Below are 25,959 nucleotides of genomic sequence, written 5' to 3' on the forward strand. Positions count from 1 at the left end.
GGCGTGTTAGCGCTTGTCGGCCGTTCGCAGCACATAACCCACGCCGCGCTTGGTCTGGATGAGGGCAGGCAGCGAGGCATCCGTGTCCACCTTGCGGCGAAGGTAGGAGATGTACGACTCCACAATGGAGGCGTCGCCGTTGAAGTCGTACTCCCACACGTGGTCAAGAATTTGCGCCTTCGAAAGCACCCTGTTGGGGTTGAGCATCAGGTAGCGCAGCAGCTTGAACTCGGTCGGGGAGAGCTCCACGGTCTGGCCGGCGCGGCGGACCTCGTGGGCGTCGTCGTCGAGCTCCAGGTCGGCAACGCGCAGCACGGCGTCGTCGTCCTCCATGGGTTGGGTGCGGCGCAGCACGGCACGGATGCGGGCCACCACCTCGTCCAGGCTGAACGGCTTCGTCACGTAGTCGTCCCCGCCCACGGTCAGGCCCGTGACCTTGTCCTCGGTGTCGTCACGTGCCGTCAGGAACAGGACGGGAAAGTGCCTTCCGGCCGCGCGGAGGCGCCGCGTGACAGTAAACCCGTCCATGTCCGGGAGCATGACATCCAGCACGGCCAGGTCAGGGTTGTACTCTTCAGCGGCGGCCAGGGCTTCGCGGCCATTGGCGGCGGCCACCACTTCGAAACCGGCAAACCGGAGGGAAGTGGAGAGCAGTTCGCGAATATTGGGCTCGTCGTCCACAACGAGCAGCTTTGCTTCAGGTCCGGTCTTCTTCACCATCTAAGTCTCCGACCATTGGCTGGGAATAAGCTGGCTATTCCTTGGGTAAGTTCTGTCAGCTTACGCTCAGGCAGCTCCCAGCGGCTAGTGGGGCGGGTGAAAACTTGTCCCTGCCCCGGGAAGTTCGACGGCGGACGCGGCCCGCGCGGGCCGGCGGCGGTTGGGCAGGGGTTGAGTCAGGGGCCGGGATATTTCCTAATGGCCTATTGATTTCCTAATGCCATTAGGTAGATGATAAGGGCATGGAGCCAGAACAGGAACACCGCCCGGTGCTGGACCGGCGCAAAGCCCGCCGGGACGCCACCATGGGTGAAATCCTGGCCGCGGCAGTGGAGCTGATGGCCCGGGACGGCGTGGCGGGCATGTCCCTGTCGGCCGTGGCCCGCAGCGTGGGCATGCGCCCGCCGTCGCTCTACGAATACTTTCCCTCCAAAAATGCCGTCTACGACGCACTCTTTGAAAGGGCTGCCGCCGGACTCCGCGACGCCGTCGGCGAGGCCGGCGGCAGGCACCCGGACCAGCCCCTCGCGGCCCTTCGCGCGGGGGCGCAGGCGTTTGTGGCGTGGTCGGTGGGGAATCCAATCGTCGCGCAGCTGATCAACTGGCGGCCGGTGCCGGGGTTTGAACCGTCGCCGCGGGCCTTCGCGCCCAGCCAGGAGATGGTCGCCCGGTTGCAGGAACAGATCGTGCTCGCCGTCGCACGCCGGGAACTGCGGGCGTCCGCAGCCACCGAGGAAGCCGTACTGCTGTTCACCACGGTGGTGGCGGGAGTCGTCTCACAACAACTGGCCAACGAGCCCGCGGGAGGGGGGTCCGGGCGCTACGCGCGCCTGGCCGAGCCCGCGGTCGAGCTGTGGCTCGAACACTACGCACCCTAAGAAGGAACCATGAGCGCCATGACCATTTCCGCAACGTCAATCCCGGCTGCCGGCAGCGAATCCGCCGCTGCAGGCTACCTCACCGTCATGAAGGCCGTGACCGGCCAGCTGCGCGCCCTGCCCGCTGCCAGCTGGGGTGCCGGCACGGACTGCACCGGATGGACGGTCCGCGACATGGCGGCCCACCTGCTCGGGGCGCAGGAGGATGTGATGGGCGTTCGCGCCACCTTGCGGCACCGCAGGCAGGGGCACAAGAGGCACCCATCACTTTCACCCCTGGATGCCGCAAACCAGGCGCAAATCGACGCCCACGCGGAATTGTCCCCGGCTGCGCTGGTGCAGGCCTACGAGGCCAACTTTGCCAAGGTCTCCCACCGGGTCCGCACGTTTCCCAGGGTGCTGGCAGGGATTCCGGTGGACAAGTCCATGGCGCCCGGCCACTCGCCGTTGCGGCTGGGCTACCTGTACAACGTCATCTACCTGCGCGACGCCTGGATGCACGCCATTGACCTGGCCCGCGCCACAGGGGTGCCCCGCGGAACCGCTGGCGCGGACCAATTGGTGGTGGAGCAGATCATGCGCGACGTTGCGGTGGAATGGGCTTCCGGGCCGGCTGCAGCCGGCGGAATTGAGCCGGCCTCCGGACCCGGCCTGGAATTGGAACTCACCGGGGAGATTTCCGGAAGTTGGCACCTGGGTGGGGCCGGCCTGCAAACCCGGGCGGCCGGCGTCGGGCTTGAATTTGTCAGGGGACTCTCCGGGCGGACTCCTGACTCAGGTCTGGCCTGCGTGGCGGGCGACCCCCGCCAGGTGGAACGGCTGGCCGCGCTGCGCATCTTGTTCTGACGTGCCCCGGTGAGGGACTTCAGGGGCGGTGGGCATAGATTTCAACGGGTGCCAAAATGCCCGCGCGGAAGGCAGTCAGCAAGTTTGCCAGGGCGGACCCGGCCAGCCCCACGGGACCTCCGGCGTCAAGCGCGTGCTCCAGGAAGGCGATCCCCTCGGGCAGCGGCTTGGCTTCATGGCCGACGTCGAATCCAGCCTGGGCCAGCGCATCCGAATAGGCGAGCGGGGGCTGGACAAAGGACGTCTCCGCGGTGGGGGCCCAGGGCATCGGGTAGGCCTCGATGTCCCCGCCCGTGACCATGATGTCGTAGACGGCAAGGACGCCGCCGGGCCGCAGGACGCGGGCTGCCTCGGCAAACAGCCGGTCCTTGTCGCGGATGTTCATGCCCACGTGGACCAGCACGGCAGCGTCAAATGAGGCGTCCGCCAGGGGGAGGGCAAGGGCGCTGGCCTGGGTGAATTCCAGCTGTTCGGCCAGCCCGGTTCGCTCGGACAGATTCTGCGCCGCGGCCACAAATTCCGGCGTAAGGTCCACCCCGTGCACTGTGGCGCCGAAGTCGCCGGCCAGGTGCCGTGCCACCCCGCCCAGCCCGGAGCCGATGTCCAACACGCGGGCGCCCGCCCTGATTCCGGCCCTTGTGGCCACCCTGGACGTGGCGGCCGGGCCGCCAATGTGGAGCTGGTCCGCGCCGCGGAGATCCGCCGGCGCAAAGTGTTCAGGATTGCCCCCGGCATTGCGCACCACGGCCAGCATCCGCTCCAGGACGCCGCCGCTCCCATAGTGTGCGGCAACGGAATCTTCGTAATCCATGACGCCTCCAGCTGGAACGGACCTGTGTGAAGCGATCCTACTCCGCACCACTCCCGGACGCTCGGTTGCAATCGGGGCGTTTTTTCAAGACGCTCGCTCGCAATTGGGGGTGTTTTCGCGAACGCTCCCTCAGCAGGATGCGGGAGCGTCGGGGAAAAGTGCCCCGTTTGCAACCGAGGGTCGGGGAAAAGTGCCCCGTTTGCAACCGAGGGTCGGGGAAAAGTGCCCCGGTTGGAACCGAGGGTCGGGGAAAAGTGCCCCGTTTGGAACCGAGGGTCGGCTAGGGGGCGTCGATGATGCGGTAGGCGTAGCCCTGCTCGGCCAGGAAGCGCTGGCGCTTCGCAGCGAAATCCGCGTCGATCGTGTCGCGGGCCACGAGGGCGTAAAAGCGCGCGGTGCGGCCGTCCGCCTTGGGGCGCATGAGCCGGCCCAGCCGCTGGGCCTCCTCTTGGCGGGAGCCAAAGGAGCCGGAGACCTGGATGGCCACGGATGCCTCGGGCAGGTCGATGGAAAAGTTGGCCACCTTGGAGACCACCAGCGTTTTCAGCAGCCCCTGCCGGAATTCCCCAAACAGCCGTTCGCGTTCCTTCACTGTGGTGCTGCCCTTGATCAGCGGGGCATCCAGCCGCCCGGCAATCTCATCCAGCTGGTCAATGTACTGGCCGATCACCAGGATTTGTTCCCCGGCGTGTTGGGCCACCAGCTTTTCAACGACGTCGGACTTGCTCTCGCTGGAGGCGCACAGCCGGTACTTGTCGGCGTCGTCGGCCATGGCATAGGCCATCCGCTCGTCCCTCGGCAGGTCAATCCGCACTTCCACGCAGTCCGCCGGGGCAATGTAGCCCTGCGACTCGATGTCCTTCCACGGGGCGTCGTACCTCTTGGGCCCAATCAGCGAAAACACCTCTCCTTCGCGGCCGTCCTCGCGCACCAGGGTGGCGGTCAGGCCCAGGCGGCGGCGCGCCTGGAGATCCGCCGTCATGCGGAAAATGGGGGCCGGAAGCAGGTGGACCTCGTCGTAGATGATCAGGCCCCAGTCGTTGTCATTGAGCAGTTCCAGGTGCGGGTGGAGGCCGCCGCGGCGCATGGTCAGGACCTGGTACGTGGCAATCGTGACGGGCCGGACCTCCTTGGCGGCACCGGAATATTCGCCAATTTCCGCCTCCGTCAGGGAAGTGCGCTTGAGCAGTTCGGCCTTCCACTGCCGGGCCGAGACGGTGTTGGTGACCAAAATCAGGGTGGTGGTGCCGGAGACCGCCATGGCTGCCGCGCCCACAATGGTTTTCCCGGCCCCGCAGGGCAGCACCACCACGCCGGAGCCGCCGGCCCAAAAATTCTCCACCGCCAGGTTTTGGTACGGGCGCAGGGACCAGGTGCCGTCCTTCGGCGCCACGGCGTCGGCATCCCCTGCCGTCAGCTCAATCGGGTGGGGCGTGCCGTCCACGTAGCCGGCCAGATCCTCCGCGGGCCAGCCCGCCTTCAGGAGCAGCTGCTTCAGGGCGCCGCGCTGCGAGGAATGCACCACCACGGTGGAGGCGTCAATCCGCGGCCCCAGCAGCGGCCCCACCTTCTTGGCATGCATGACTTCCTCGAGCACGGGAAAGTCGGTGGTGCGCATGACCAGCCCGTGGACGGGGTCTTTTTCCAGGCGCAGCCGCCCGTACCGGGACATGACGTCCTCAATGTCCACCAGGAGCGGATGCGGCACGGGAAAACGGGAATACGTCAGCAGCGTGTCAAGCACCTGCTCGGCGTCCAGCCCTGCAGCCCGCGCATTCCACAGCCCCAGCGGCGTGATGCGGTACGTGTGCATGTGTTCCGGCGCCCGTTCCAGCTCGGCAAACGCGGCAATGGCGTGCCGTGCCTCGGTGGCCTGGGGGTGGTCCACCTCCAGCAGGATGGTCTTGTCGCTTTGGACGATCAGCGGCCCGTCCGTCATGGCGCCCCTTTCCCTTTCGCAATAATTTCCACACCCATCACGCGGTGGATGCCGATGGCCCGTTCCCTGCCGCTGCCCGGATCGAACACCCGCACCCGCCCGCCCGCCACCGACACCGGGAAAAGCTGCCGCCGCTCCGGGTGTCCGTCACTTCCGACGGCGGTCAGCCAGACAGCCTGCTTGCCCCGGACTGCCGCGTGCAGCTGTTCCAGGGCCAGGGCCGGTGCCGATTCCCCCGTGCCGGGCGTCCAGGCCGGCCGGCTGCGCAGCAGTCCCAGTTGCGCTGCGGCAGCGGCTTCAGCCGCACTGGCAAGAACGACGGCGGCAGTCGCCGCGCCGCTGTCGGCATCCGGTCCTGCGCCACCTTCAAAAGTTTCGTCGGCTTCCTCGGCCAGGAGCCGGGCCACCTCGTGGGGGGCCAGCATTTCGGGCCCGGACTGCGCCGCCCTGTCCCGGCTGCGCGGGGCGCCGGACGTGGTGCCCCGCCGGGTGCCGCCGTCGTCCGAGCCAGCGGCAAGGGGTGTGCCGGGGGCAATGCCGGGGGAGTGCCCTGCTGCCCGCAGGGCGGAAACCACCTCCGCCGCGCTGCGCGGGCTGACAGCCGCGGTGGGGGAAATTGCCGTCAATTCCAAGGCGGCCGCGGCGCCCCCGGCCAACAGCTCGGCCAGGGCGGCGGCGTCCTCAGCCGTGAGGTACGTCCCGGCCTGGCCAACGGTGAACCGGCCGTGCCGGGACTGGGCATCCCTGAGCAGGTACTCGAGGGGCTGCGGTACGGGGGTGGCTGAATGCTGCGCGAGGAAGGAGAGAATGCCTTCCGCCGTGCGGCCGGCGGAGAAGGCCCGCTGGATGGACGCGGCACTGAAGCGGTAAACGCCTGCCGCGCCCCGGCCCTCCGGATCGGCCAGCAGGGCCAGTTCCGCGGCGAGTTCCGGGGCGAGGAATCCGGGGGCCACTGCCGTGAGATCGCCCTGGAGCAGCAGGTGCTCCACGGGTTCGGGCAGAGCCGCGGCGACCAGGGCGAGGGCGCCGTCCCAGTCCCGGTGAACAATGGCCCTGCCATGGTCCGTCAGTGCGCCCGCACCGCTGAGCCCCAGCAGCTCCGCTTCGGACAGGAACCCCGCCAGCGCCTTGGCGACCCTGCGGGCCGGGCGCGGGTGGTGCCAGCCGAAGTGGGCCAGCACCTGGTCCCCGCGGGGGGAGGGCACGGTTGCCTGGCCTGCCGGGGAGGTGCCCGCCGGGGCCGGCCCGGCGCCGTCCGCGGGTGGCCCGGCTGCATCCTCAGCCGCCGTGCCGGCTGCCGTGCACAAAGTTTCCAAAACCTGCAAGGTGGAGCCGCGGAGCATGGGGGCGTCGGACCGGAAGGCTTCCCCGGAAAGGACGTTGACCACGGGCTGGCCGGTCCCCACCAGTGACGGCATCCGATCCGAGTCGAGCCACGCGGCCGCCAGCCACACCCACTGGGCTGCCCTGTCGCGGGCCAGCCAGCCGTCCGCCACCGCATGCCACTGGGAGGTGTCCGGATTGAGCTTGATGAGTTTCGCCAGGGCTGCCAGTTCAAGGTAAAAGTACGACTGTGCCACATCAATGCCCAGGTCCCTGGCAAGCTGCCGCACGGCGCGCACGCCAACACCCCCGGCACGCAGTGTCGCCAGGGGATTGCCGGCTACGGATTCGAGCAGTGAATTCATGGTCCGCAGCACGGCGGCCACCGACCCCATGGCCGCGTTGTCGCGCACCGAGAGGCGGATTTCCGGCACCTCCAGCGCCGGGGGAGTCGCAGCAAAGCCCGGAATTACCTGTCCGTTGCGCAGCAGCAGCCCCACCTCGGCAGGCAGCTCCACATGTCCGCCATCAAGCGGGACCAGCAGGCCCCGGGCCGTCAGCCAGTCGATGGCTTCGGCAGCCTGGTGGCCCTGGATGCCGCCAGTTTGCCGGGACCCCTCCTGCCGGGACCCGGCCTGCCGCGTGGACCCAGCCAGCCGGGCCTCCTCCTGCGTGGACCCTGCTTGCGTGGACCCTGCCTGCCTGGACCCCTCCTGCCGGGCCTCCGCATCCCGAAGTGCGTGGGCCACCGATCCCATGGGGACGTGGCGGAACTGGGCCAGCAGTTCCTTCGTTCCCTCGGGCGCGCCCGCCAACAGGGCGGCGGGGGACGGGCAGGCCGTCACGGCGTCGTGCAGGGCGGCTGCGGGATCCCAGGTTGCGGGATCCGGCGGATCTCCCTGGGAAGCAGCGGTGCGGCCGGCGGCCGCGGCGAGTCGCTCTCGGCAACCGGGGACCGAGGCGGCCAGTTCCGCGTAGCTGCGGCCCAGCCCGGCGGAGTGCGCGCCCAACACTTCGCGCAGGGAGGCGACTGGCAGGAAAATGGCGGGACCGGCGTCGTCCGCTGTTCGGGACGGAGCCGACGGAACCGGCGGCGACGGGACCGGCACCACCAGCGCCAGCGCGCACAGTTCCGCCAGCCAGGGTGCCAGCTGTTCTTCGCCGGCACCGGCCACGGCGGCCGCAAGCTGCTCCGCGGTGGCCCCCTGCAGGGGATCGGCCACCACAAACAAGGCTGTCAGCAGCTGCAGCTGGGGCAGGTTCAGCCGGTCCAGGGCACGGGCCACGCCCAGCCGGCTGGAGGCCCGGGCGGCCAGGGCGGAAAAGTCGGCCACGGGCGGGTCCATCAAGTCCGGACGGCGCGCCAACAGCCACAACAGCTCCGCATCGGGCGCGGCGGCCAGCCGGGAAGTCAAAAGCTGCAGGGTGGACATCAGCTCAACGCTACCCCCACGAGTGCCCCGGCGAAACTACAGCCTGCGGCGGCGGGAAACGGCATGCAGCACACTGGCGCCCATCATGAAGAACGCGGCGGGAAGGCCCAGCATGGCAATCCAGTCGAACCCGGGCCAGGGCGTCCCGCCAGCCCATTTGCCCAGCAGCACGTAGGCCAGGGATGCCAGCCCCGCCACGGCCAGCACCATGGCTGCCGCGCTGAAGGCCTGCCAGGCGCGCTCGCGGCGGGGTGAAATTGGTGAAGGGGTCATGTCCATAACGCTAACAGCGGACAGGTGCGGCACAAAGCGGCCGGGCATTGCCCAACGCGGTAATCTAGAGGGAATAGACCAGCACGCCATGTGCCTGTTTGTACCAGCTGCACATTTCACAGCCCACAGGTACTGCGATTAAACCTCGCGCAGGTGTCAAGCGTGATTCCCACGGATGAAATACACGAGGTAAAGCAAGTGCCGATCGGCAAAGTTAAGTGGTACGACAATGACAAGGGCTTCGGCATCCTGACGGCCGACGACGGCCGCGAGGTGTTCCTGCGTGCCAACGCCCTGGCCCCCGGGACGGGCGAGATCAAGCCGGGCACGCGAATGGAATTTGGCGTGGCTGACGGCCGCAAGGGTGCCCAGGCCATGGCCGCCAAGGTGATTGACCGCGGCCCGTCCGTGGCCAAGGCCAAGCGCATGCCCGCCCGCGACCTGGCCCCCATTGTGCAGGACCTGGTGTCGCTGCTGGAGCATTCCGTAGGATCCTTGACCAACGGCAAATACCCGGAAGGCGACGCGAGCAAGATTGCGGCGGCCTTGCGCAAGGTTGCCGACAACTTCGACGCGTAACGGTGCCCACCATGACCGAACTTCCCACCGATTCCCCCCAGCTGGCAGCCCCTGCCCCGCAGCGCCCCGGCGTGCCGCTCTGGCGGGTGGGCAAGCCGGACTCCTTCTTGGCCGAAGCCGTCGCCACGGCGCGCACGGCCATCCTGGACATTGCCGCCGACGGCGACATTGGCCGCCATGTGGGAGCCCGCAGCGAGGGGATCCGCTGCGTCACCCACCTTTTTGAGTGCAATTTACCCGGCTACACGGGGTGGGAGTGGTTTGCCACGATCACCCGTGTTTCGCGGTCCAAGGAGGCCACGGTCAACGAGGTGGGCCTGTTGCCAACCAACGGCTCCGTGCTGGCCCCGCCGTGGGTGCCGTGGGCCGAGCGCGTCCGGCCCGAGGACGCTGCGGCCCTGGCTGCCGCGGAGGGTCCAGTTGACGGCGGCGAGGAGCAGGCTGATGCCAAGGACGACGGCGGCGATGCGGGAGAGGCTGCTGCCGAGGACGGCGGCGACTCCGCGGACGTTGCCGACGGCGACGACAGTGACGCGGGCACCGACGACGATGACGAGGCCACCGAGGCCGACGCCGTCGCCGACGGCGGCGACGACGACTCCTACTCTGACGGCGAGTTTTCGCGCAACTGACCGGCCCTGTCGACTCGGCAACCAAGCGGCTGTTGACGGGGGCCCGGCCACGGGTCCATGCTTTGCGCATGGATGATGCAGCAGTTGATGTGGTGCGCCGTTTCTATACTGCCGTTGCCGACCGTGACATGGCCGCGGCGCAGGGTTGTTTTGCTGCCGATGCGTTGTGGCACCTGCCCGGCAGCAGCCCAATTTCGGGCGACCACATTGGCTGGGCGGCCATCCGGGACGAGTTCCTGGCGAAGCTTGGCCCACTCTCCGGCGGCACGTTCAAGGCCGAGCTCCTCGACGTTGCCGTGGGTGAGAAATACGTGGTGGCCATCCAACACGCCACGGGGGACTTTGGCGGGCGCATCCTGGACATCACCGGCTGTCAGCTGATGCGCGTGCAGGACGGCCTCATTCACGCCGTCCGCGGACATTACTCCGACCAGGCCCAGCTGGATGCGTTCTGGGAAGAACCGGCCTGACCCTCCGCGGCGCTGAGGAGGCCGAAACGGATAATTGAGCCTAATATATCGGGATCAATTATCCGTTCCGGCCTCCCGGCGGGATGCCTAGAGGTTTTCCACCACGTAGTCGATGCATTTGGTCAGTGCCGTGATGTCATCCGGATCGATCGCGACGAACGTGGCGATGCGCAGCTGGTTGCGGCCCAGCTTGCGGTAGGGCTCGGTGTCCACGATCCCGTTGGCGCGCAGCACCTTGGCAACGGCGGCCGCGTCGACGGAGTCATCGAAGTCGATCGTGACGATGACATTGGAGCGGTCCTCGGCCCGGGCCACAAACGGGGTGGCCACGCTGGAGGCCTCGGCCCAGGAATACAGGCGCCCTGCGGAGTCCGCCGTTCGCTTGGCGGCGAAGTCGAGCCCGCCGTTGCCGTTGAGCCACTTGACCTGCTCGTTTAGCGTGACGAGCGTGGACAGCGCGGGCGTGTTGTACGTCTGGTTCTTGAGGGAGTTGTCAATGGCCGTGTTCAGGTTCAGGAAGTCCGGCACCCAACGGTCCGTGGCGCCAATGCGGGCGGCACGTTCCAACGCGGCCGGGGAGAAAAGGCCCAGCCACAGGCCGCCGTCGGAGGCAAAGTTCTTCTGCGGCGCGAAGTAGTACACGTCCGCCTCGGTGATGTCCACGGCCAGCCCGCCAGCCGCCGAGGTGGCGTCGACCACGACCAGAGCGCCGCCGTCGGCCCCTGCAACGCGCTTGACGGGGGCGGCGACGCCGGTGGACGTCTCGTTCTGGGGCCAGGCGTAAACATCCACGCCGGCCTCGGCTGCCGGCTCGGGGCGTGTCCCCGGGGCGGAGGTGATGATGGAGGAGGCATCCAGGAAGGGTGCCTTGTTGGTGGCAGAGGCAAACTTTGAACCGAACTCGCCAAACGAGAGGTGCTGGGCCTTCTTCTCAACCAGGCCGAAGGAGGCCACGTCCCAGAAAGCGGTGGAGCCGCCCACGCCCAGGATGACCTCGTAGCCGTCCGGTGCCCCGAAGAATTCCTTGAGGCCGCTGCGGACCTCGCCCACGAGGTTCTTCACGGGAGCCTGGCGGTGGGAGGTCCCCAGCAGGGAGGCACCGGCGGCGGACAGAGCAGCCACCTGCTCGGGACGGACTTTGGACGGGCCGGCACCGAAGCGGCCGTCGGCCGGGCGAAGATTGGCAGGGATGGTGAGGGGCGTGGATTCGCTCACGTGTTTGCTCCAAAATTTAAGCGATGGAAGTAAAGGCGCCAAGGGCCTGGTGCCAATTCTGCCGCAAAATGGCGCCCATCCCGAAATGCGGGCCGCATGCCGAAACAATCGGGCTGTGGGTGCCGGCCGGGAACAAAGGACCGTTTTCATCCCTTGTATTAAGCACGATAACGTAGGGAGTCAGGCCCCTGCCCGGAATCTCGCTCAACATTAGGAGGAATCTGACGTGACAGATTTGATTGACACGACGGAAATGTATTTGCGAACCATTCTGGAGCTGGAAGAAGAGAACATCGTTGCCCTGCGGGCCCGCATTGCAGAGCGCCTGCACCATTCCGGTCCCACCGTGTCCCAGACCATCGGGCGCATGGAGCGTGACGGCCTGGTGATAGTTTCCGGGGACCGGCACCTCGAGCTCACCCCCGCCGGTCGGGACAAGGCCACCCGCGTGATGCGCAAGCACCGCCTGGCCGAACGCTTGCTTTCCGACGTCATTGGCCTGGACTGGGCCTACGTGCATGAGGAGGCCTGCCGGTGGGAGCACGTCATGAGTGAACGCGTGGAGCAGCGGCTGTATGACCTGCTGGGCAAGCCTGAGGAATCGCCCTACGGCAACCCCATCCCGGGCCTGGAGGAACTGGGCGGGGAAGTGGCGCCGGAGTTCTCTGCCGGGCTGGTGACCCTGGTGGAGGCCATGGGCACCTACTCCCCGGACCAGTCCGTCACCATCCACCGGCTCTCGGAGCGCATTCAGGTGGAACCGGAGCTTCTTGGCCAGCTGGACGAGGGCGGCCTGCGCCCCGGCGCGCAGATTTCGCTGGCCCAGGTGGGCGAATACATCTCGGTTCGCGTCCCAGGCATCGAAGGCGCCTTGGAACTGCCTCCCGAAGTTGCCTCACATGTTTTTGTTTCCATGAGCTGACTAGCCCTGAAGGCGCCCTCCATGGCCCCGGCGCCAGCCGCCCAGGAGATAACGGAATTATCACGGCGGCCAGATTTACCGTATAGTAGCCAACGGCGCTGTAACCAAAGCGTTACCAACTTTTGACACCGAGCCTTGCCTTCAAAAGATGGTTTGCAAGCAATTCAGGCAAGGACGGGGGAACCACAAGCGGCGGACCCAACAGTCCGCCTTGGGGTGAAGCCCGCAGGCCACGCACTTAAATCCCATCCACGCACTCCGCCAGGACTGCAACGGGATGCCAATGTGCCGGGCGCGGGCCGGATCAACAAGCTGCACTCAGATCCGAATCCGACAGCTAACCTCGCAGGTGCCTTTATAGAGAGGTATTGAGTGTCAGAGGCAATTCAGCACGGCCGCCGTCGCGTGGTTGTGCAGGCCACCTGTGTGCCCGAGGGCGTCCCGGCCAGCCGCCGGGAAGCGCTCGCCGCAGAGCGGGGCAGGGCCAAGCCGCAAACTGCGCACGGCCACCCGGCCCGCTCCGGATCCCGTTACAGGGTCCGTGCCGGCCGAAAGCCCGGCTTCCCCAGTGGCGCGGGGCAGACAGCGGGAATTGTGCTGGCCGCGACAGGACTGGCGCTGGCCGTCGCCCTTCCCTCCGCCGGCGGCGCACTCCCGGCCGTGGACGCCCAACCGGCCCTGGCGGTGCAATCCCTGGTGACAGCGGCCGCGGACGTGCCCATCAGCTTTGCCACCCCGGCCGTGGGCAGCTCGCTCAACCTTGATGGTCAGCTGAAGCAGACACTGCAGGTCGAGGCCGCCAAGGTGACACCCCAGGCAGCCAAGGGGACGCTGTCGGCACCCCTGAAAAACCTGGTACAGACATCGCCGTTTGGAGCCCGCATCAATCCCGTGACCGGAGCCGCAGGAGACTTCCATACCGGCCAGGACTTTGCCATCCAGTGCTCGACCGAGGTATTTGCTTCTGCCGGCGGCACCGTGAGCTACGCGCAATGGCATGAGTTTGGCGGTGGCAACCGGGTGGTCATCAACCATGGCAACGGCCTCTCAACCAGCTACAGCCACCTCAGCTCAATCGGCGTCAAAGTCGGGCAAAAAGTGGAGCGTGGCGACCTCATTGCGCTGAGCGGCACCACCGGCAACTCCACCGGCTGCCACCTGCACTTTGAGGTGCTGGTGGATGACGAAACCGTTGACCCGCAAGGCTGGCTTTAATCCCTCCACAGGGGGTGCCAGGTCACGGCTTTGACACCGCACCGTGACCGGAACGTGACATTGGCGAAAATCTGTTGTACCGTCGTAACCGCGCCTGCTTCGAATCAAGCGGGCGCCCATGAGTGGATTGCCTAGCTCTGCCACTGCTCATGGTCCGTTCGTAACAATCGTCTGGCAGGGGCGGGGGAACCAATATCGGGCTTCGTTTTCACGAGAAGTCCTAGGGGTGAAGTCGCACTACATCCGCACAGAAGATTCGTCTTCAGCGGTGGATGGGAATGCGGCCGGGTGACTCCCATCCGAATCCGACAGCTTACCTCGCAGGCTTTGGGAGAGGATCCTTCTTGTCTTCAAACACTGCCCTTGGGCGCCACCGCGCCGAGGTTGTTAAGACCAGCCCGATCTCCGTCATCTCGAAAGCCGTCAGCTCCAACGTCGGTGGTGTCGGACGCCAGGCCGCTGTAATCGCAGCAGCTTCAGGGCTTGTCCTTACTTCTGGTATCGCAGCAAACGCATCAACCCCCACCGTGGAGCGTGCATCTGACGGTGGAACCACGCTTAGCCTGAACTCGGAGCTGGCCTCCGGCGTAACGGCGGCATCCACAGTAAAGATTTCCTTCGCAAGCCCTGTGGTCACTTCCACGCCGGCTCCTGCTGTGCAGGCACCCGTCGTGGCAGCACAGAGCAACGATGTTGCAGCAGCCCCGGCTGCCGCAGTCGCAGCAACTCCCGCAACCGCAGCTCCCGTCATCACAACCACTGAAGCTCCTGCGCCGGCCGCCAAGCCTGCTGTCAAGAGCGGCATTGGGGCAACCATTGCAGCTGCGGCTTACGCCCAGCTGGGTGTTGCACAGGACTGCACCGCGCTGGCCTCCAACTCCCTGGCGGCCGCAGGCATCAACTTCCACGGCTGGCCGGCGGACTACATGTCCCTGGGCCGCACCGTGGGCCAGGCCGAAGCACAGCCCGGTGACCTCATCTACTACGCAAACGGTGGCGGCGGCATGGCCCACATCGCTGTTTACGTAGGCAACGGCATGGCCGTCCACGGCGGATTCAACGGTTCAACCGTTCTGTACTCCGTGAACGTCGGCTCCGGCCCGGTCTTCATCGCGATCGGCCACTAAGCCAAGCAGCAACCACGTCAAAGGGCCCCGTCACCATGACGGGGCCCTTTGACGTGTCGAGGCTAACCGTCCACCGCTGCGGAGCCGGCCTCCGCAACGCCGGCCTCCGCAACGCCGGCGTCTTCCGGTGAGGGCTGCCGGTCAATGCTGGTTGCCAGCGGAATCTCCTTCACGAACATCAACAGCACCGCAGCAACCAGCAGCAGCGGCACCATGTAGGCGAAGATCGGCGTCAGGGCGTCGTTGTAGCCGCCAATGATGATGCTGCGCACCTGCTCGGGCAGTTGCCGGACAATCTGCGGCGTCAGGGAATTGATGCCGCCACCCTGCTGGCCGCCGCCGGCGGACATCCGCTCGGTGAGGATTTGCGCCAGCCGGTGGGCAAACAAGCTGCCGACGACGGCGGAACCCAGCGAGGCTCCCACCTGGCGGAAGTAGTTGTTGGACGCCGTGGCCATGCCCACCTGTGAATTGGGGAACTGGTTTTGGACTATCAACACCAGGATCTGCATGCTGGTCCCCAGCCCGATGCCCATGACTGCCAGGTAGACGCAGATGAGCCAAACCGGCATGGCGGTGGTCATCGTGGAAAGCAGCACCAGGGCACCCGCCACAATCAACATGCCGGCCACGGGCAGCCACTTGTACCTGCCGGTCTTGCTGACAAACTGCCCGGAGACGATGGAAGTGACCAGCAGTCCGGCCATCATGGGGATCATCAAAAAGCCCGCTTGCGTGGCGTTGGCACCCGTGACCATCTGCAAATAGGTGGGCAGGTAGGCCAGCGTGCCGAACATGGCGATCCCGGTGATGAGGCCTGCCGCCGTGGTCAGGTTGAAGTTGCGGTCCTTGAAAAGGTGCAAGGACATGATGGGGTGCACTGCCCGGTGTTCGATCCACACGAATGCCGCCCCCGCGGCCAACGTGCCAATGGCCATGCCGATGATCTGTGGCGAGCCCCAGTCGTACTTGGTGCCGCCCCAGGTGCTCACCAGCACCAGCAGCGTGGAGGTGATGCCCAGCACGGCCATGCCGGCAACGTCCACGCGGGCATTTCCGTGGGGGTGCTTGGGCAGGCGCAGGAAGAACACCGCGGAAATGATGGCCATGATGCCCAGCGGAATGTTCATCCACAGGCCCCAGCGCCAGCCGATTCCGTCGGTGAACCAGCCGCCCAGCAGCGGCCCGGCCACGGATGACAGTGCAAACACGCCGCCCATGATGCCCATGTAGCGCCCGCGCTCACGGGCCGGCACCACGTCGGCAATGATGGCCTGCGAGAGCAGCATCAAGCCGCCGCCGCCCAGCCCCTGGACGCCGCGGCCAATGATGAGCCACGTCATGTCCTGCGCAAAACCGCCCACGATCGAGCCGAGGATGAAGATGGAAATCGCGGAGATGAACAGGCCTTTGCGCCCCATCAAATCGCCCAGCTTGCCATAAATGGGCAGCATGATGGTGGAAGCGAGAATGTAGATGGTGATGACCCACAGCATCTCGCTGACGCCGTTGAGCTCGCCAACAATGGTCGGCAGGGCGGTGCTGAAAATGGTCTGGTCCAGCGATGCCAGCAACATGGTCAGCATCAGGCCGGCAAAAACCAGCAGGATGCTGCGGCGGTCGCCCGTTGTGGGAGGATGGGCAATTTTGGTGGTCGACGTCATGAAAGGTTCCTTGCACGCGAACGGGTAAAAGTGGAAGGGCGGCGGATTGCCGGCCAAGTACGACGGCGCGCTGCCGCGGCTTGCGCTGCGCAGCAACTGGCCGTTGCGGCGCCGGATTAGGGCCAGTGCTCACTGCTGGTGATGCGCTGGATCAGGCTGGAGGCCGAGCGGACCAATTCCTCACGGGTGTCGGTGAAATTGCCGGCCACCCACTTCTGCATGGCGAAGCGCATGGCGCCCGAGACCAGGGAGACCACCATGCGGGCTTCGTCCTCAAGGTCGGGGGTTTGTTCTTCGGTGCGTCCCTGGAAATGGAAGCGGTCCATGACGTAGCGCACGAACGTTTCCTCGACCTCGCCAATGCGTGCCTTTTCCCGTTTGAGCAGTTCCGGGCTTTGGTGGATCAACTGGTGCCGGGCCTGGAACAGGGCAAGGTCCGGCTCGGTGCTGACTATGGTCTGGGCCAGCATGCTGAAAAGGTCCCCAAACACGCTGCTGCCCTTGCCCTCAACAAAGCCCTGGATGAGTTCCGGCGTGGGCATGGCCTTTTCGGCGCCGACATAGACGCCCTCCTTCGAACCAAAATAGTTGAAGAAGGTGCGCTGGGAGACCATGCTGGCCGCGCAGATCATGTCCACGGTGACATTTTCGTAGCCCTGCTGCAGGGCCAGCTCGACGGCGGCCCTGCGGATCGCCTGGCTCGTGGCGGCGCGTTTTCTGCTGCGCAGGGTTTCCATGGACATGGGACCAGTATAAATGCAGTTCCTGTAAATATGCGGTGAGTGCACATTTATGGCCGGGTGGCACGGAGCCGAACGTTCCGGACGGGCTAGCATGAACTTCATGGACACTGGATGCCGCGACGGGGACTTCGGCAGTGAACGCAAGCACGCACCCATGCAGGCTGTGATCCTCGCCGGGGGACTGTCCCGGCGTCTGGGCGGGGTGCCGAAGGCCGGGCTCACAGTTGGGGGCATTACCCTGCTGGCCCGGACCGTGGAGGCTGCCCTCGCCCTCATTGACAGCGAGGGGCCGGGCAGGGACGCCCGGCCGGAGTGCGAGGGGCCGGAGTGCGAGGACCCGGGCCGGGCCACAGCCCCCGCCGTCGCCGTCGTCGGGCCGGCGGAACTGCTGGCACCCTGGCTGGGCCCGTTGGCGGGCCGGGTGGTTTTTGCGCGGGAGAATCCGCCCTATTCCGGGCCCGCAGCGGGGCTGGCGGCCGGGCTCGCGGAACTGGCCGGAGCCCTCCCTGGGGCATCCGGGGCCCGGCCGCGGGCACCGGCAGGTGCAGACGGCGGCCATGTGCTGGTCCTGGCGTGCGACATGCCCCAGGCAAGCGAACTGGTGCGCTTTTTGGCGGCAGGGCTGGAGGGCGACGATCCCGGCACCGGCGTCATGGCCGTGGACGGCGGCCGGCGGCAGCCCCTCGCGGCAATATACCCGCTGGGCCCCCTGCGCGCGGCTGTGGATGCGGCGCGGGCGTCACACCGCCTCAGCAACGCGTCAGTGTTCTCGCTGCTTGCTAGTGTGAACACCAAGGAATGCGCAGTGCCCCCGGGGTTGACGGCGGACATTGACACGTGGGAAGACGCCCGGATGCATGGAATCGCCGCCAAGGATCAAGATCCGGCGCCGCGGTGACAGGCGGCCGGGCCAGGAGAGGTGGAACCATGGAAAACCATGACGACGTGCTGGAGGCCTGGCTCGCCAAGCTGCTTGCCGCCTTTGAGCTCGCAGATGTAAAGGTCGACACCCACGCAGTGCTCAACCTCGCCGGCGTGGCAGCCCACGCCGTGGTTCGGCCCGCCGCGCCGCTGACCACTTTTGTGGCCGGGCTGGCCGCGGGGCTTGCCGCCGGCTCCGGCCAGGCCACCGACCAGGCCGCCATGGCGGCGGCCCTCGGCCTGGCCAAACAGCTGGCCGCAGCCGAAGCCCCCGCCCCGGAATCACCGGCGGCCGGCGCGGCGGACGCAGCCCCGCAGCGCGCAGCGGAGTAGCCGGCCGTGGAGCCCCCCATCGAGGAACCGGCCACCGCGCCGCGCCCGCTGCCCCACACGTGGGAGGAGGCGCGGGCGCTGGCCTATGGCGTGGCACAACCGCTCCCGGCCCACGACGTGCCGCTGGCTCAGGCCGCCGGGCGGAAACTGGCCGCGGACGTCCATTCGCTCCACGCCATGCCGCACTACGCGTCGTCCGCCATGGACGGCTGGGCAGTTGCCGGCAGCCCGCCCTGGATCCTGGCCGAGCCCGGGCGCCGCCTGTCCCCGGGACAGGCCGTGCCCGTGGTGACCGGCGGACTGATTCCGGCCGGTGCCAAGGCCGTCCTACGCAGCGAGTCGGGGACGCTTTCCACGGACGACGACGGCCTGCCGGTCCTGGTGCGCAACGGCGCGGCCCGGCCCGGCGAGCCAAAAAACGGCCAGCACATCCGCCCGGCGGGCCAGGAGGCAGCGGCCGGCGAGCTCCTGGTCAAGGCCGGGGTGCGGCTGAATCCGGCCCATCTTGCCCTTGCCGCGCTGGGCGGGCTGGACTTCCTGTCCGTCCTGGGCCGTCCCGCCGTCTCCCTGGTCCTGACCGGCGACGAGGTGGTCTCCAGCGGAATTCCGGACCCCGGCCACGTCCGCGACGCCTTCTCGCCCCAGCTGGGAGGCGTGGTGGAAGCGTTGGGGGGCTCCGTCGTCGGGCTTCAGCGTGCAGGCGACAGCCTGCCTTCCATGCTGGACGCCCTGGCGGACTTCGACGACGACCCGGCCGATGTTGTCATCACCACCGGTGCCACGGGCCATTCGCGCGTGGACTTCCTGCGGCCCGCGCTGCGACAGATGGGCGCCACCCTCCATATTGACGGCATCGCCATGCGCCCGGGCCACCCCACCCTGCTGGCGGAACTGCCCGATGGCCGCTTTGTGGTGGGGCTGCCGGGGAACCCCCTCGCGGCCATGACCAGCCTCATTTCGATCGGCGCGCCCCTGCTCGCCAGGCTTGCCAGCCTGCCCATGCCGGCCACGGTGGAGGTGGTGTGCGGATCGCCCGTCAAGGAATACCACGGGCCCACGCGCCTCATGCCGTACCGGCTGCTTTACGGCCTCGCCTCGCCATGCGCCTTCACGGACTCCGCCATGATGCGCGGGCTTGCGGCAGCCGACGGCATCATGGTGGTGCCGCCGCACGGGGCGAAGATGGGGGAGACCCTCACGGCATTCGGCCTCCCGTGGGCGTGATTTCCGGGGCCCCTGCCGCCTTGTCGGTCAGGTGCGCCGACGGGCGGGAGGTGCACGGGCACGTCTTTGCGGTGCCGGACGGGGTGGCCCGGCTGGGAACGGTGGTGGTGGCCTGCGCCACCGCAGTGAAGGCCAACTACTACCACCGGTATGCGGCCTTCCTGGCGGAACACGGCTTCACGGCCGTCACCTTTGACTATCGGGGCATCGGGGAATCCCGCGGCGGGCCCCTGCGCGGCCAGCAGGTCCGCTGGCATGAGTGGGGTTCGCTGGACATCGACGCCGTGGTGGGCTGGGCAATGGCGCAGGCGGAAGGGCTGCCGGTGAACCTGGTGGGCCACAGCTACGGCGGCTACGGCGTGGGCCTGGCAGCAAATGCCGCTGCCCTGTCCCGGATCCTGACTGTGGGGGCGCAACATGCCTACTGGCGCGACCTCCGCTTCAGGCACCAGCTGGGCCATTGGGCCCGCGCGGCGCTCATGCTGCCGCTCGTGGCAGCTTGTGGGTATTTTCCGGCCAAGCGGCTGGGCCTGATGGAGGACCTGCCCGCCGGTGTGGCCCTGGATTGGGCGCGCAGCCGCAAGGACTTTACCGCATCGGCCGCAGCTTCCCAGCGTGCCGCCCTCCGCGGGCACCAGTTTGCCGTCACGGCGCCCATCCTTGCCCTGGCGCCCACCGACGATTCCTACGCAACACTGCCAGCCATGCGGCGGGCCGTGGCGTATACGCCGAACAGCCCGTCCCGGATTGTCCGGCTGCACCCGTCGCAGTACGGCGAGGCGTCCCTGGGCCACTTCGCCCTGTTCCACAGCCGCTACCGGGACACCTTCTGGGAGCAGACCCTGGCCTGGCTGCGCGGGGGCGACTGGGCTTAGCGGGTGCCGCCGCTGCGGACACAGTGCGGCGGCCCGGTATTTTTCCGGCGTCAGGTGGGCGGCGTCAGGCGTGCGCTGGCAGCGGGACCGGTGCGCCGCCGTCGTGCGTGTCCCCGGGGATGGCGGCGGCCAGCTCGCGGGAGCGCTTGAGGGATGGCAGCCAGAAGGCGGACGCTGTGGCCACCACCAGGACGGCGGCACCCACATAGATCGCCGGAATGGCGGCATTCACGTAGCCCGTGGGGGTGAGCTGCCCGCCGGCCCCGGTGAACACGGCGGTCAGGACGGCGACCCCCAGGGCCACGCCCACCTCACGCAGGGTGGCATTTGCGCCGGAGGACTTGGCGTGGTCGTCCTGGTGCATGTTGGCGAGTACGGCGGTGGACATGGGGGCGAAGACCAGGCCCATGCCGATGCCCGCAGCGAGGAAGCCGGGCACCATCACCGGGTAGGCGACAGTGGAGCTCAGTGAGGCGGCGAGCCAGAACATGCCGGCCGTCAACAGGGCAAGGCCGGTGATCATCAGGGTGCGGGTGCCCAGCCGGGGGGCCAGGAGGCCGGCCAGCGGGGCCACAAACATGGGCGCCAGGGTCCACGGCATGGTGAGCACGCCGGCCTCGAGCGGGCTGTAGCCCTGGACCACCTGCAGGAACTGGATCAGGATGAACACGGATCCGAAGATGCCAAAGCTGAAGGTGAAGCCCACGATGTTGGCCACCGTGAAGCTGCGGTCGCGGAACAGCCGCAGGGGAAGCAGGGGTGCCTCGGCGCGCCATTCGCGGACGACGAAAGCGAGCAACAGGGCGCCGCCGCCAATCAGGGGAAGCAGCACCTCGGTGCTGGTCCAGCCGGCGGTGTTGCCCCGGACTATCCCGAACACCAGCCCCAGCAGGCCCAGGCCGGACAGCACCAGGCCGGCGACGTCGGCCTTCAGCCGTGCGCCGAAGCTGTTGGGCAGGCCCAGGAGCACCAAAGGGACGGCAACGAAGCCGAAGGGGACGTTCAGCCAGAAGATGGCCTGCCAGTTCCAGCCCTCCACCACGGCGCCGCCGATCAGCGGGCCGAGGGCGACCCCCAGCCCCGAGACGCCGCCCCAGATGCCAATGGCCAGCGGGCGCCGTTCCCGGCTGACTGATCCGGCCAGCAGCGTCAGCGACAGGGGCATGATGGCGGCCGCGCCCAGTCCCTGCACGGCCCGGGCGGCGATGAGCGCCGTGGGGTCGGGACTCAGGGCGGCAGCTGCGGATGCCAGCGTGAAAATGGAGAGCCCGGCGAGAAAGACCCGGCGCCGGCCCAGCCTGTCGCCGAGGCCCACGGCCAGCAGCATGAAGGTGGCAAAGCTGAGTGCGTAGGCGTTGACCACCCATTGCAGCTCTTCGACGCCGGCGCCGAGCTTCTCGTGGATGACGGGCAGGGCGTTGGTGACCACCAGGTTGTCCAGGGTGGCCATGAATACAGGGAGCGAGGCGGCCGTGATGGCCAGCCAGGCCGGGATGGGGCGTTTCATGAGAACTTCTTCACAGTTGAGGTAATTGGATGATTACTTATCAGCAAATGTAGTTATCAACTGATAACATGTCAAGCATGGTGAAGAAAATTGTCCGGGAATCCGGGGCCCGGCCCGCGCGCATGCCGGCAGCTGAACGCCGTGAGCTCATCCTGCAGGCGGCCACGGCCGTGTTTGCCGAACGCGGGTACTCCGGTGCAACCACTGACCAGGTGGCCAAGGCGGCGCACATCAGCCAGCCCTACGTGGTGAGAATGTTTGGCACCAAGGAGAACCTGTTCCTGGAGGCGCTGGACCGGGCGCTGGGCAAGCTGATGGACAGCTTCCGTTCCGTCATTGCCGATTACGACGCCGGACGGCTCGCCGGGAAGGTGGCGTTGCTCGACCCGGACAAGGGTTCCAGCCGGGAGGTTCAGCTCAAGCAGCTCATGTCGCTGGCTTATGCCGACCTGGTCCAGGACCGCGGCATTCTCTTGATGATGATGCAGTCGTTCATTGCGGGGCACGAACCCGTCATTGGGGCGTGCGCCCGCGACGGCTTCGTGGGCATCTACCGCTTGGTGCGTGACGAGGCCGGGCTGGGTGAGGAAATGACACGTGACTTCCTGGCCCACGGGATGCTCATGAACACACTCATCAGCCTGCGCCTGACCGATCTCTACGAGACGAATTCCGCAGTTGCGGAGTTGCTTGAATGCACCATGGGCGCCAAGTTGCCGCTGCTATTTGCCTCCGGCAAGGCGGGCTGAGCGGAAGGCGTCCGCTAGCGCAGCACGGAGCTGAGCAGCAGGCTGCTTTCGCTGTTGACGATGCCTTCGATGGAGCGGATCCGGCCCAGCACCTGGTCAAACGCCGCCAAGTTGTCCATGGCGAGCTCGGCCACCAGGTCCCAGGCGCCGTTGGTGGTGTGCAGGGCCCTGATTTCAGGCAGGCCCTTGAGGGCGCGGATCACCTTGTCGGTGGCGCGGCCCTCGACTTCCAGCAGGGAGATGGCCCGGATCGAGCCGGCGTTGGTTTCGTCACGGACGCGGACGGAAAAGCCCACGATGGTGCCGGAATCCACCAGCCGCGCCAGCCTGCTGTTCACTGTTGCCCTGGAAACGTCCAGGCGGCGGGCAAGGGCGGCCACCGGCTCCCTGCCGTTCTCGCGCAGCGCGGACAGCAGCCGCCGGTCCAGGTCATCCAAGCTAGTCATGATCACATTGTATGGATTGCCTGTCAGATATGTGCAATATCTGCGCTGAATGTAGGTTGATTGCTCATTGAACATGCAAATCGACCAGACCTACAGTGGAAGCATCAATGACTTTTGGAAGGATCGCAATGACGCGTTTTGTGGATGTCGGGAACATGGTCCGGTGGGCGGCCGCCCAGGGAACCGAACACATACTGGCCGAAATGGTGGGCTATGTTGAGGATGATTTTCGCCGCTGGGAAGATTTCGACAAAAAGCCCCGCGTGGCCAGCCACACGCCTTTTGGTGTCATCGAACTGATGCCGGCCAGCGACCATGAAACGTACGGCTTCAAGTACGTCAACGGGCACCCGTCCAATCCCTCCCGCGGCTTCCAGACCGTGACGGCCTTCGGGGTTCTGGCCGACGTCAGCAACGGCTACCCCACGTTTGTTTCGGAAATGACCCTCCTGACGGCTTTCCGTACCGCCGCAACGTCCGCCATGGTGGCCAGGAAGCTGGCCCGTCCCGACTCGAAGCGGCTGGCACTCATCGGTGCCGGCAGCCAATCTGAATTCCAGTCCCTGGCGTTCCGCAGCGTGCTGGGCATCAATGAGGTTTCCGTGTGGGACACCGATCCTGCCGCCGTCGAAAAGTATGTGCGGAACATGGCCCCGCTTGGCTTTGACATCATCGTGGCAAGCTCTGCTGCCGACGCTGTCCGCGGTGCCGACATCATCACCACCTGCACGGCTGACAAGGCAAAAGCCGTCATCCTCACGGCGGACATGATTGAAGCCGGCGTGCACATCAACGCCATGGGCGGGGACTGCCCCGGCAAGACCGAGCTGGACCCGGCCATTCTGGCCCGGGGCGACGTCTTTGTCGAATTTGATCCACAGACCCGGATTGAAGGGGAAATTCAGCAAATGCCGGCCGATTTCCCGGCGACGGAATTCTGGCGCGTGCTTACCGGCCAGGCCGCCGGCCGCACGACGGCGGAACAAGTGACCATCTTCGATTCCGTGGGGTTCGCCATCGAGGACTTCTCAGCCCTTCGTTACGTTCGCGACGCCGTTGCCGGGACCGATTTCTTCGACGAGATCGACCTCGTGGCCAGTCCGGAGGATCCGAAGAACCTGTTTGGCCTCATCGGCGCCCGGGCTCCGCACCTGATCCGCTGACGGGCCTGCCGACGCCCACCCCTGCCTCCCGTCGACATTCGAGATAACCACCAATGAGGGCGGTGGTTATCTCGAATCTCGACGGGAGGCGGCGGGTTCCAGTCGGATCACCACGGATTTGGATGTTGGTGTGCCGCTCGTGTCGGCGGTGGAATCGAGCGGCACCAGCACATTGGTCTCGGGGTAGTAGGCTGCGGCACAGCCCACGGGGGTGGGGTAGGCAACAGCGCGGAACTCGGGTGCGCGGCGGTCCACGCCGTCCTTCCATTCTGAGACCAGGTCCACCATGTCGCCGTTGGCGATCTCCAGAGCGTCCAGGTCCGCCTGGTTGACGAAAACCACGCGGCGGCCGTTTTTGATGCCGCGGTAGCGGTCGTCCTTGCCGTAGATGGTGGTGTTGTATTGGTCGTGGGAGCGCAGGGTCTGCAGCAGCAGCCGGCCGGCGGGCACCAACGGATATTCCAGCATGTTGGCGGTGAAATGCGCCTTGCCGGATTCGGTGGTGAAGGTGCGGGAGTCGCGGGGTCCGTGGGGCAGGATGAATCCGCCGGGGCGCCCGACCTTTGCCTCGAAGTCCTCAAAACCCGGAACCACACGGGCAATGTGGGCGCGGATGCGGGAATAGTCCGCAGCCAGCCCCGCCCAGTCCGCCGCGGGCGCTCCCTGCCGGGTGCCGCCGTCGGGCGTGGAAAACATCAGGGCGGCGAGCCGGCACACAATGGCGACTTCGGAGAGCAGCGACGCCGACGCCGGGGCCAGGCGCCCGCGGGAGGCATGGACGGCGCCCATGGAGTCCTCGACGGTGACGCGCTGGTCGCCGCCGGCCTGCGTGTCGCGCTCGGTGCGGCCCAGGGTGGGCAGGATGAGCGCCTGGCGGCCGGTGTGCAGGTGGGACTTGTTGAGCTTGGTGGAGATCTGCACGGTCAGGGACAGCTTGCCCAGGGCGGCCTCGGTGACGAGCGAGTCCGGGGTGGCGCGCACAAAGTTCCCGCCCATCCCGAGGAACACGCGGGCCTTGCCGTCGCGCATGGCCGCGATGGCCGCGACGGTGTCGTAGCCGTTGGCGCGGGGCGAGGTGAAGGAAAACTCGGCGTCCAGGGCGTCGTGGAAATCGGCGGGCATGCGTTCAAAGATGCCCATGGTCCGGTCGCCCTGGACGTTGGAGTGGCCGCGGACCGGGCAGACGCCGGCGCCGGGCTTGCCGATGTTGCCCTGTAACAGCAGCACGTTGACCACGTCGCGCAGCGTGGCCACGGAGTGCTTGTGCTGGGTCAGGCCCATGGCCCAGCAGACAACGGTGGCGCGGGAGGCGAGCAGGCGGGCGCCCGTGGCCCGGATCTGTTCCTCGGTCAGCCTCGTGGCCGTGAGAATTTCCGCCCAGTCGGCGGCCTCGAGCTGCGCCAGGTAGTCGCCCAGCCCTGAGGTGTGTTCGTCGATGAACGCGGTGTCGAACACGCGGCCCCCGTGCGGTGAGCCGGGGCGGCGCTGCTCTTCGAGCAGGACCTTGCCGAGCCCCTGGAACAGCGCCTGGTCCCCGCCGAGCCGGATCTGCAGGAAGTCGTCGGCCAGCGCCGTGCCGCCGCCCACCAGCCCGCGCACCGTCTGAGGGTTCTCAAAGCGCATCAGCCCGGCCTCCGGCAGCGGGTTCACGGCCACGATCACGGCACCGTTCTTCTTCGCCTTCTCCAGCGCGGAGAGCATGCGGGGGTGGTTCGTGCCCGGGTTCTGGCCGGCGACGATGATCAGCTCGGCCTGGTGCATGTCCGCCAGCGACACCGAGCCCTTGCCGATGCCGATGGTCTCCGTTAGCGCCGAACCGGACGATTCGTGGCACATGTTGGAGCAGTCAGGCAGGTTGTTGGTCCCCAGCCCGCGGACCATGAGCTGGTACAGGAACGCGGCCTCGTTGGAGGTGCGCCCGGAGGTGTAAAAAATGGCCTCGTTGGGATCC

25 protein-coding genes and 2 riboswitches are annotated in these 25,959 nt (G+C 67.1%); of the genes, 14 read left to right on the top strand and 11 right to left on the bottom strand.

Annotation, left to right across the window (positions count from 1 at the left end; all coding sequences use genetic code 11):
• Nucleotides 1-6 precede the first annotated feature (6 nt).
• Nucleotides 7-717, bottom strand: coding sequence for a response regulator transcription factor (locus tag G6N77_RS11365; protein ID WP_165182306.1), 711 nt, complete (start codon nucleotides 715-717; stop codon nucleotides 7-9).
• 245 nt (nucleotides 718-962) lie between these two features.
• Here G6N77_RS11365 and G6N77_RS11370 point away from each other — a divergent pair, with 245 nt between their 5' ends.
• Both G6N77_RS11370 and G6N77_RS11375 read left to right on the top strand, forming a co-directional pair.
• Nucleotides 963-1,598, top strand: a complete 636-nt coding sequence (locus G6N77_RS11370; RefSeq protein WP_165182278.1) for a TetR/AcrR family transcriptional regulator — start codon at nucleotides 963-965, stop codon at nucleotides 1,596-1,598.
• A 9-nt stretch (nucleotides 1,599-1,607) separates the two neighbouring features.
• A complete protein-coding gene (locus tag G6N77_RS11375; protein ID WP_165182279.1) occupies nucleotides 1,608-2,444 on the top strand; it encodes a maleylpyruvate isomerase family mycothiol-dependent enzyme in 837 nt (278 codons plus the stop codon).
• A 19-nt stretch (nucleotides 2,445-2,463) separates the two neighbouring features.
• On the opposite strand, the gene G6N77_RS11380 is transcribed toward G6N77_RS11375, so the two are convergent.
• The 4 genes from G6N77_RS11380 to G6N77_RS11395 all read right to left on the bottom strand — a co-directional run bounded on the left by G6N77_RS11380 (nucleotide 2,464) and on the right by G6N77_RS11395 (nucleotide 8,223).
• Nucleotides 2,464-3,255 (bottom strand): class I SAM-dependent methyltransferase, encoded by a 792-nt coding sequence (locus tag G6N77_RS11380; RefSeq protein ID WP_165182280.1) that lies wholly within the window; start codon nucleotides 3,253-3,255, stop codon nucleotides 2,464-2,466.
• 280 nt (nucleotides 3,256-3,535) lie between these two features.
• Nucleotides 3,536-5,194: a DNA repair helicase XPB gene (locus G6N77_RS11385; protein WP_165182281.1), complete on the bottom strand. Its 1,659-nt coding sequence runs from the start codon at nucleotides 5,192-5,194 to the stop codon at nucleotides 3,536-3,538.
• Nucleotides 5,191-7,950 (bottom strand): helicase-associated domain-containing protein, encoded by a 2,760-nt coding sequence (locus G6N77_RS20130; protein ID WP_165182282.1) that lies wholly within the window; start codon nucleotides 7,948-7,950, stop codon nucleotides 5,191-5,193. The genes G6N77_RS11385 and G6N77_RS20130 overlap by 4 nt, the downstream gene beginning before the upstream one ends.
• Nucleotides 7,951-7,986: 36 nt before the next feature.
• Complete coding sequence (locus G6N77_RS11395) at nucleotides 7,987-8,223, bottom strand: hypothetical protein (protein WP_165182283.1); 237 nt, start codon at nucleotides 8,221-8,223, stop codon at nucleotides 7,987-7,989.
• Nucleotides 8,224-8,421: 198 nt separating this feature from the next.
• Here G6N77_RS11395 and G6N77_RS11400 point away from each other — a divergent pair, with 198 nt between their 5' ends.
• From G6N77_RS11400 to G6N77_RS11410, 3 genes are all read left to right on the top strand, one after another.
• Nucleotides 8,422-8,802 carry a cold-shock protein gene (locus G6N77_RS11400; protein ID WP_165182284.1) on the top strand — a complete coding sequence of 127 codons (381 nt, stop codon included), beginning with the start codon at nucleotides 8,422-8,424 and terminating at the stop codon, nucleotides 8,800-8,802.
• An 11-nt stretch (nucleotides 8,803-8,813) separates the two neighbouring features.
• A complete protein-coding gene (locus G6N77_RS11405) occupies nucleotides 8,814-9,434 on the top strand; it encodes a DUF3027 domain-containing protein (RefSeq protein WP_165182285.1) in 621 nt (206 codons plus the stop codon).
• 68 nt (nucleotides 9,435-9,502) lie between these two features.
• Nucleotides 9,503-9,904, top strand: coding sequence for a nuclear transport factor 2 family protein (locus G6N77_RS11410; RefSeq protein ID WP_165182286.1), 402 nt, complete (start codon nucleotides 9,503-9,505; stop codon nucleotides 9,902-9,904).
• Nucleotides 9,905-9,991: 87 nt separating this feature from the next.
• On the opposite strand, the gene serC is transcribed toward G6N77_RS11410, so the two are convergent.
• Nucleotides 9,992-11,119, bottom strand: a complete 1,128-nt coding sequence (serC, locus tag G6N77_RS11415; RefSeq protein ID WP_262454249.1) for a phosphoserine transaminase — start codon at nucleotides 11,117-11,119, stop codon at nucleotides 9,992-9,994.
• Nucleotides 11,120-11,345: 226 nt separating this feature from the next.
• Here serC and G6N77_RS11420 point away from each other — a divergent pair, with 226 nt between their 5' ends.
• The 3 genes from G6N77_RS11420 to G6N77_RS11430 all read left to right on the top strand — a co-directional run bounded on the left by G6N77_RS11420 (nucleotide 11,346) and on the right by G6N77_RS11430 (nucleotide 14,383).
• Nucleotides 11,346-12,041, top strand: a complete 696-nt coding sequence (locus tag G6N77_RS11420) for an iron-dependent transcriptional repressor DtxR (RefSeq protein ID WP_165182288.1) — start codon at nucleotides 11,346-11,348, stop codon at nucleotides 12,039-12,041.
• Nucleotides 12,042-12,185: 144 nt separating this feature from the next.
• Nucleotides 12,186-12,411: riboswitch (cyclic di-AMP (ydaO/yuaA leader) on the top strand.
• Between the two features lie 2 nt (nucleotides 12,412-12,413).
• Complete coding sequence (locus G6N77_RS20135; RefSeq protein ID WP_306987322.1) at nucleotides 12,414-13,256, top strand: M23 family metallopeptidase; 843 nt, start codon at nucleotides 12,414-12,416, stop codon at nucleotides 13,254-13,256.
• A 142-nt stretch (nucleotides 13,257-13,398) separates the two neighbouring features.
• A riboswitch (cyclic di-AMP (ydaO/yuaA leader) is annotated at nucleotides 13,399-13,597 on the top strand.
• Nucleotides 13,598-13,600: 3 nt separating this feature from the next.
• Nucleotides 13,601-14,383 carry an NlpC/P60 family protein gene (locus G6N77_RS11430; protein ID WP_240901987.1) on the top strand — a complete coding sequence of 261 codons (783 nt, stop codon included), beginning with the start codon at nucleotides 13,601-13,603 and terminating at the stop codon, nucleotides 14,381-14,383.
• 62 nt (nucleotides 14,384-14,445) lie between these two features.
• Here G6N77_RS11430 and G6N77_RS11435 read toward each other — a convergent pair whose 3' ends face one another.
• The gene (locus tag G6N77_RS11435) at nucleotides 14,446-16,047 is read right to left on the bottom strand and encodes an MDR family MFS transporter (protein ID WP_165182290.1); all 1,602 of its coding nucleotides are present in this window, start codon (nucleotides 16,045-16,047) and stop codon (nucleotides 14,446-14,448) included.
• A 116-nt stretch (nucleotides 16,048-16,163) separates the two neighbouring features.
• Nucleotides 16,164-16,790: a TetR/AcrR family transcriptional regulator gene (locus G6N77_RS11440; RefSeq protein ID WP_165182291.1), complete on the bottom strand. Its 627-nt coding sequence runs from the start codon at nucleotides 16,788-16,790 to the stop codon at nucleotides 16,164-16,166.
• Between the two features lie 100 nt (nucleotides 16,791-16,890).
• On the opposite strand from G6N77_RS11440, the gene mobA reads away from it, so the two are divergent.
• From mobA to G6N77_RS11455, 4 genes are read left to right on the top strand one after another with little or no spacing between them, the layout of a single operon-like run.
• The gene (gene mobA / locus G6N77_RS11445; protein ID WP_240901988.1) at nucleotides 16,891-17,688 is read left to right on the top strand and encodes a molybdenum cofactor guanylyltransferase; all 798 of its coding nucleotides are present in this window, start codon (nucleotides 16,891-16,893) and stop codon (nucleotides 17,686-17,688) included.
• Nucleotides 17,689-17,717: 29 nt separating this feature from the next.
• Complete coding sequence (locus G6N77_RS19910) at nucleotides 17,718-18,044, top strand: DUF6457 domain-containing protein (protein WP_240901989.1); 327 nt, start codon at nucleotides 17,718-17,720, stop codon at nucleotides 18,042-18,044.
• 6 nt (nucleotides 18,045-18,050) lie between these two features.
• The gene (locus G6N77_RS11450; protein WP_262454246.1) at nucleotides 18,051-19,268 is read left to right on the top strand and encodes a molybdopterin molybdotransferase MoeA; all 1,218 of its coding nucleotides are present in this window, start codon (nucleotides 18,051-18,053) and stop codon (nucleotides 19,266-19,268) included.
• The gene (locus G6N77_RS11455; RefSeq protein ID WP_262454244.1) at nucleotides 19,259-20,143 is read left to right on the top strand and encodes an alpha/beta hydrolase family protein; all 885 of its coding nucleotides are present in this window, start codon (nucleotides 19,259-19,261) and stop codon (nucleotides 20,141-20,143) included. The genes G6N77_RS11450 and G6N77_RS11455 overlap by 10 nt, the downstream gene beginning before the upstream one ends.
• 64 nt (nucleotides 20,144-20,207) lie before the next feature.
• Here G6N77_RS11455 and G6N77_RS11460 read toward each other — a convergent pair whose 3' ends face one another.
• Nucleotides 20,208-21,650 carry an MFS transporter gene (locus tag G6N77_RS11460; protein WP_165182292.1) on the bottom strand — a complete coding sequence of 481 codons (1,443 nt, stop codon included), beginning with the start codon at nucleotides 21,648-21,650 and terminating at the stop codon, nucleotides 20,208-20,210.
• A 77-nt stretch (nucleotides 21,651-21,727) separates the two neighbouring features.
• Here G6N77_RS11460 and G6N77_RS11465 point away from each other — a divergent pair, with 77 nt between their 5' ends.
• On the top strand, nucleotides 21,728-22,399 hold the full coding sequence (locus tag G6N77_RS11465) for a TetR/AcrR family transcriptional regulator (protein ID WP_165182293.1): 672 nt from the start codon (nucleotides 21,728-21,730) through the stop codon (nucleotides 22,397-22,399).
• Between the two features lie 14 nt (nucleotides 22,400-22,413).
• Here G6N77_RS11465 and G6N77_RS11470 read toward each other — a convergent pair whose 3' ends face one another.
• Nucleotides 22,414-22,845, bottom strand: coding sequence for an Lrp/AsnC family transcriptional regulator (locus G6N77_RS11470; protein WP_165182294.1), 432 nt, complete (start codon nucleotides 22,843-22,845; stop codon nucleotides 22,414-22,416).
• A gap of 128 nt (nucleotides 22,846-22,973) precedes the next feature.
• Here G6N77_RS11470 and G6N77_RS11475 point away from each other — a divergent pair, with 128 nt between their 5' ends.
• Nucleotides 22,974-24,008 carry an ornithine cyclodeaminase gene (locus tag G6N77_RS11475; protein WP_165182295.1) on the top strand — a complete coding sequence of 345 codons (1,035 nt, stop codon included), beginning with the start codon at nucleotides 22,974-22,976 and terminating at the stop codon, nucleotides 24,006-24,008.
• 66 nt (nucleotides 24,009-24,074) lie between these two features.
• Here the strand turns inward: G6N77_RS11475 and G6N77_RS11480 are convergent.
• The coding region (locus G6N77_RS11480) for an FdhF/YdeP family oxidoreductase (RefSeq protein ID WP_165182296.1) at nucleotides 24,075-25,959 on the bottom strand (1,885 nt) is incomplete at its 5' end.

This window comes from Arthrobacter silviterrae (assembly GCF_011045165.1).
GTDB lineage: Bacteria > Actinomycetota > Actinomycetes > Actinomycetales > Micrococcaceae > Specibacter > Specibacter silviterrae.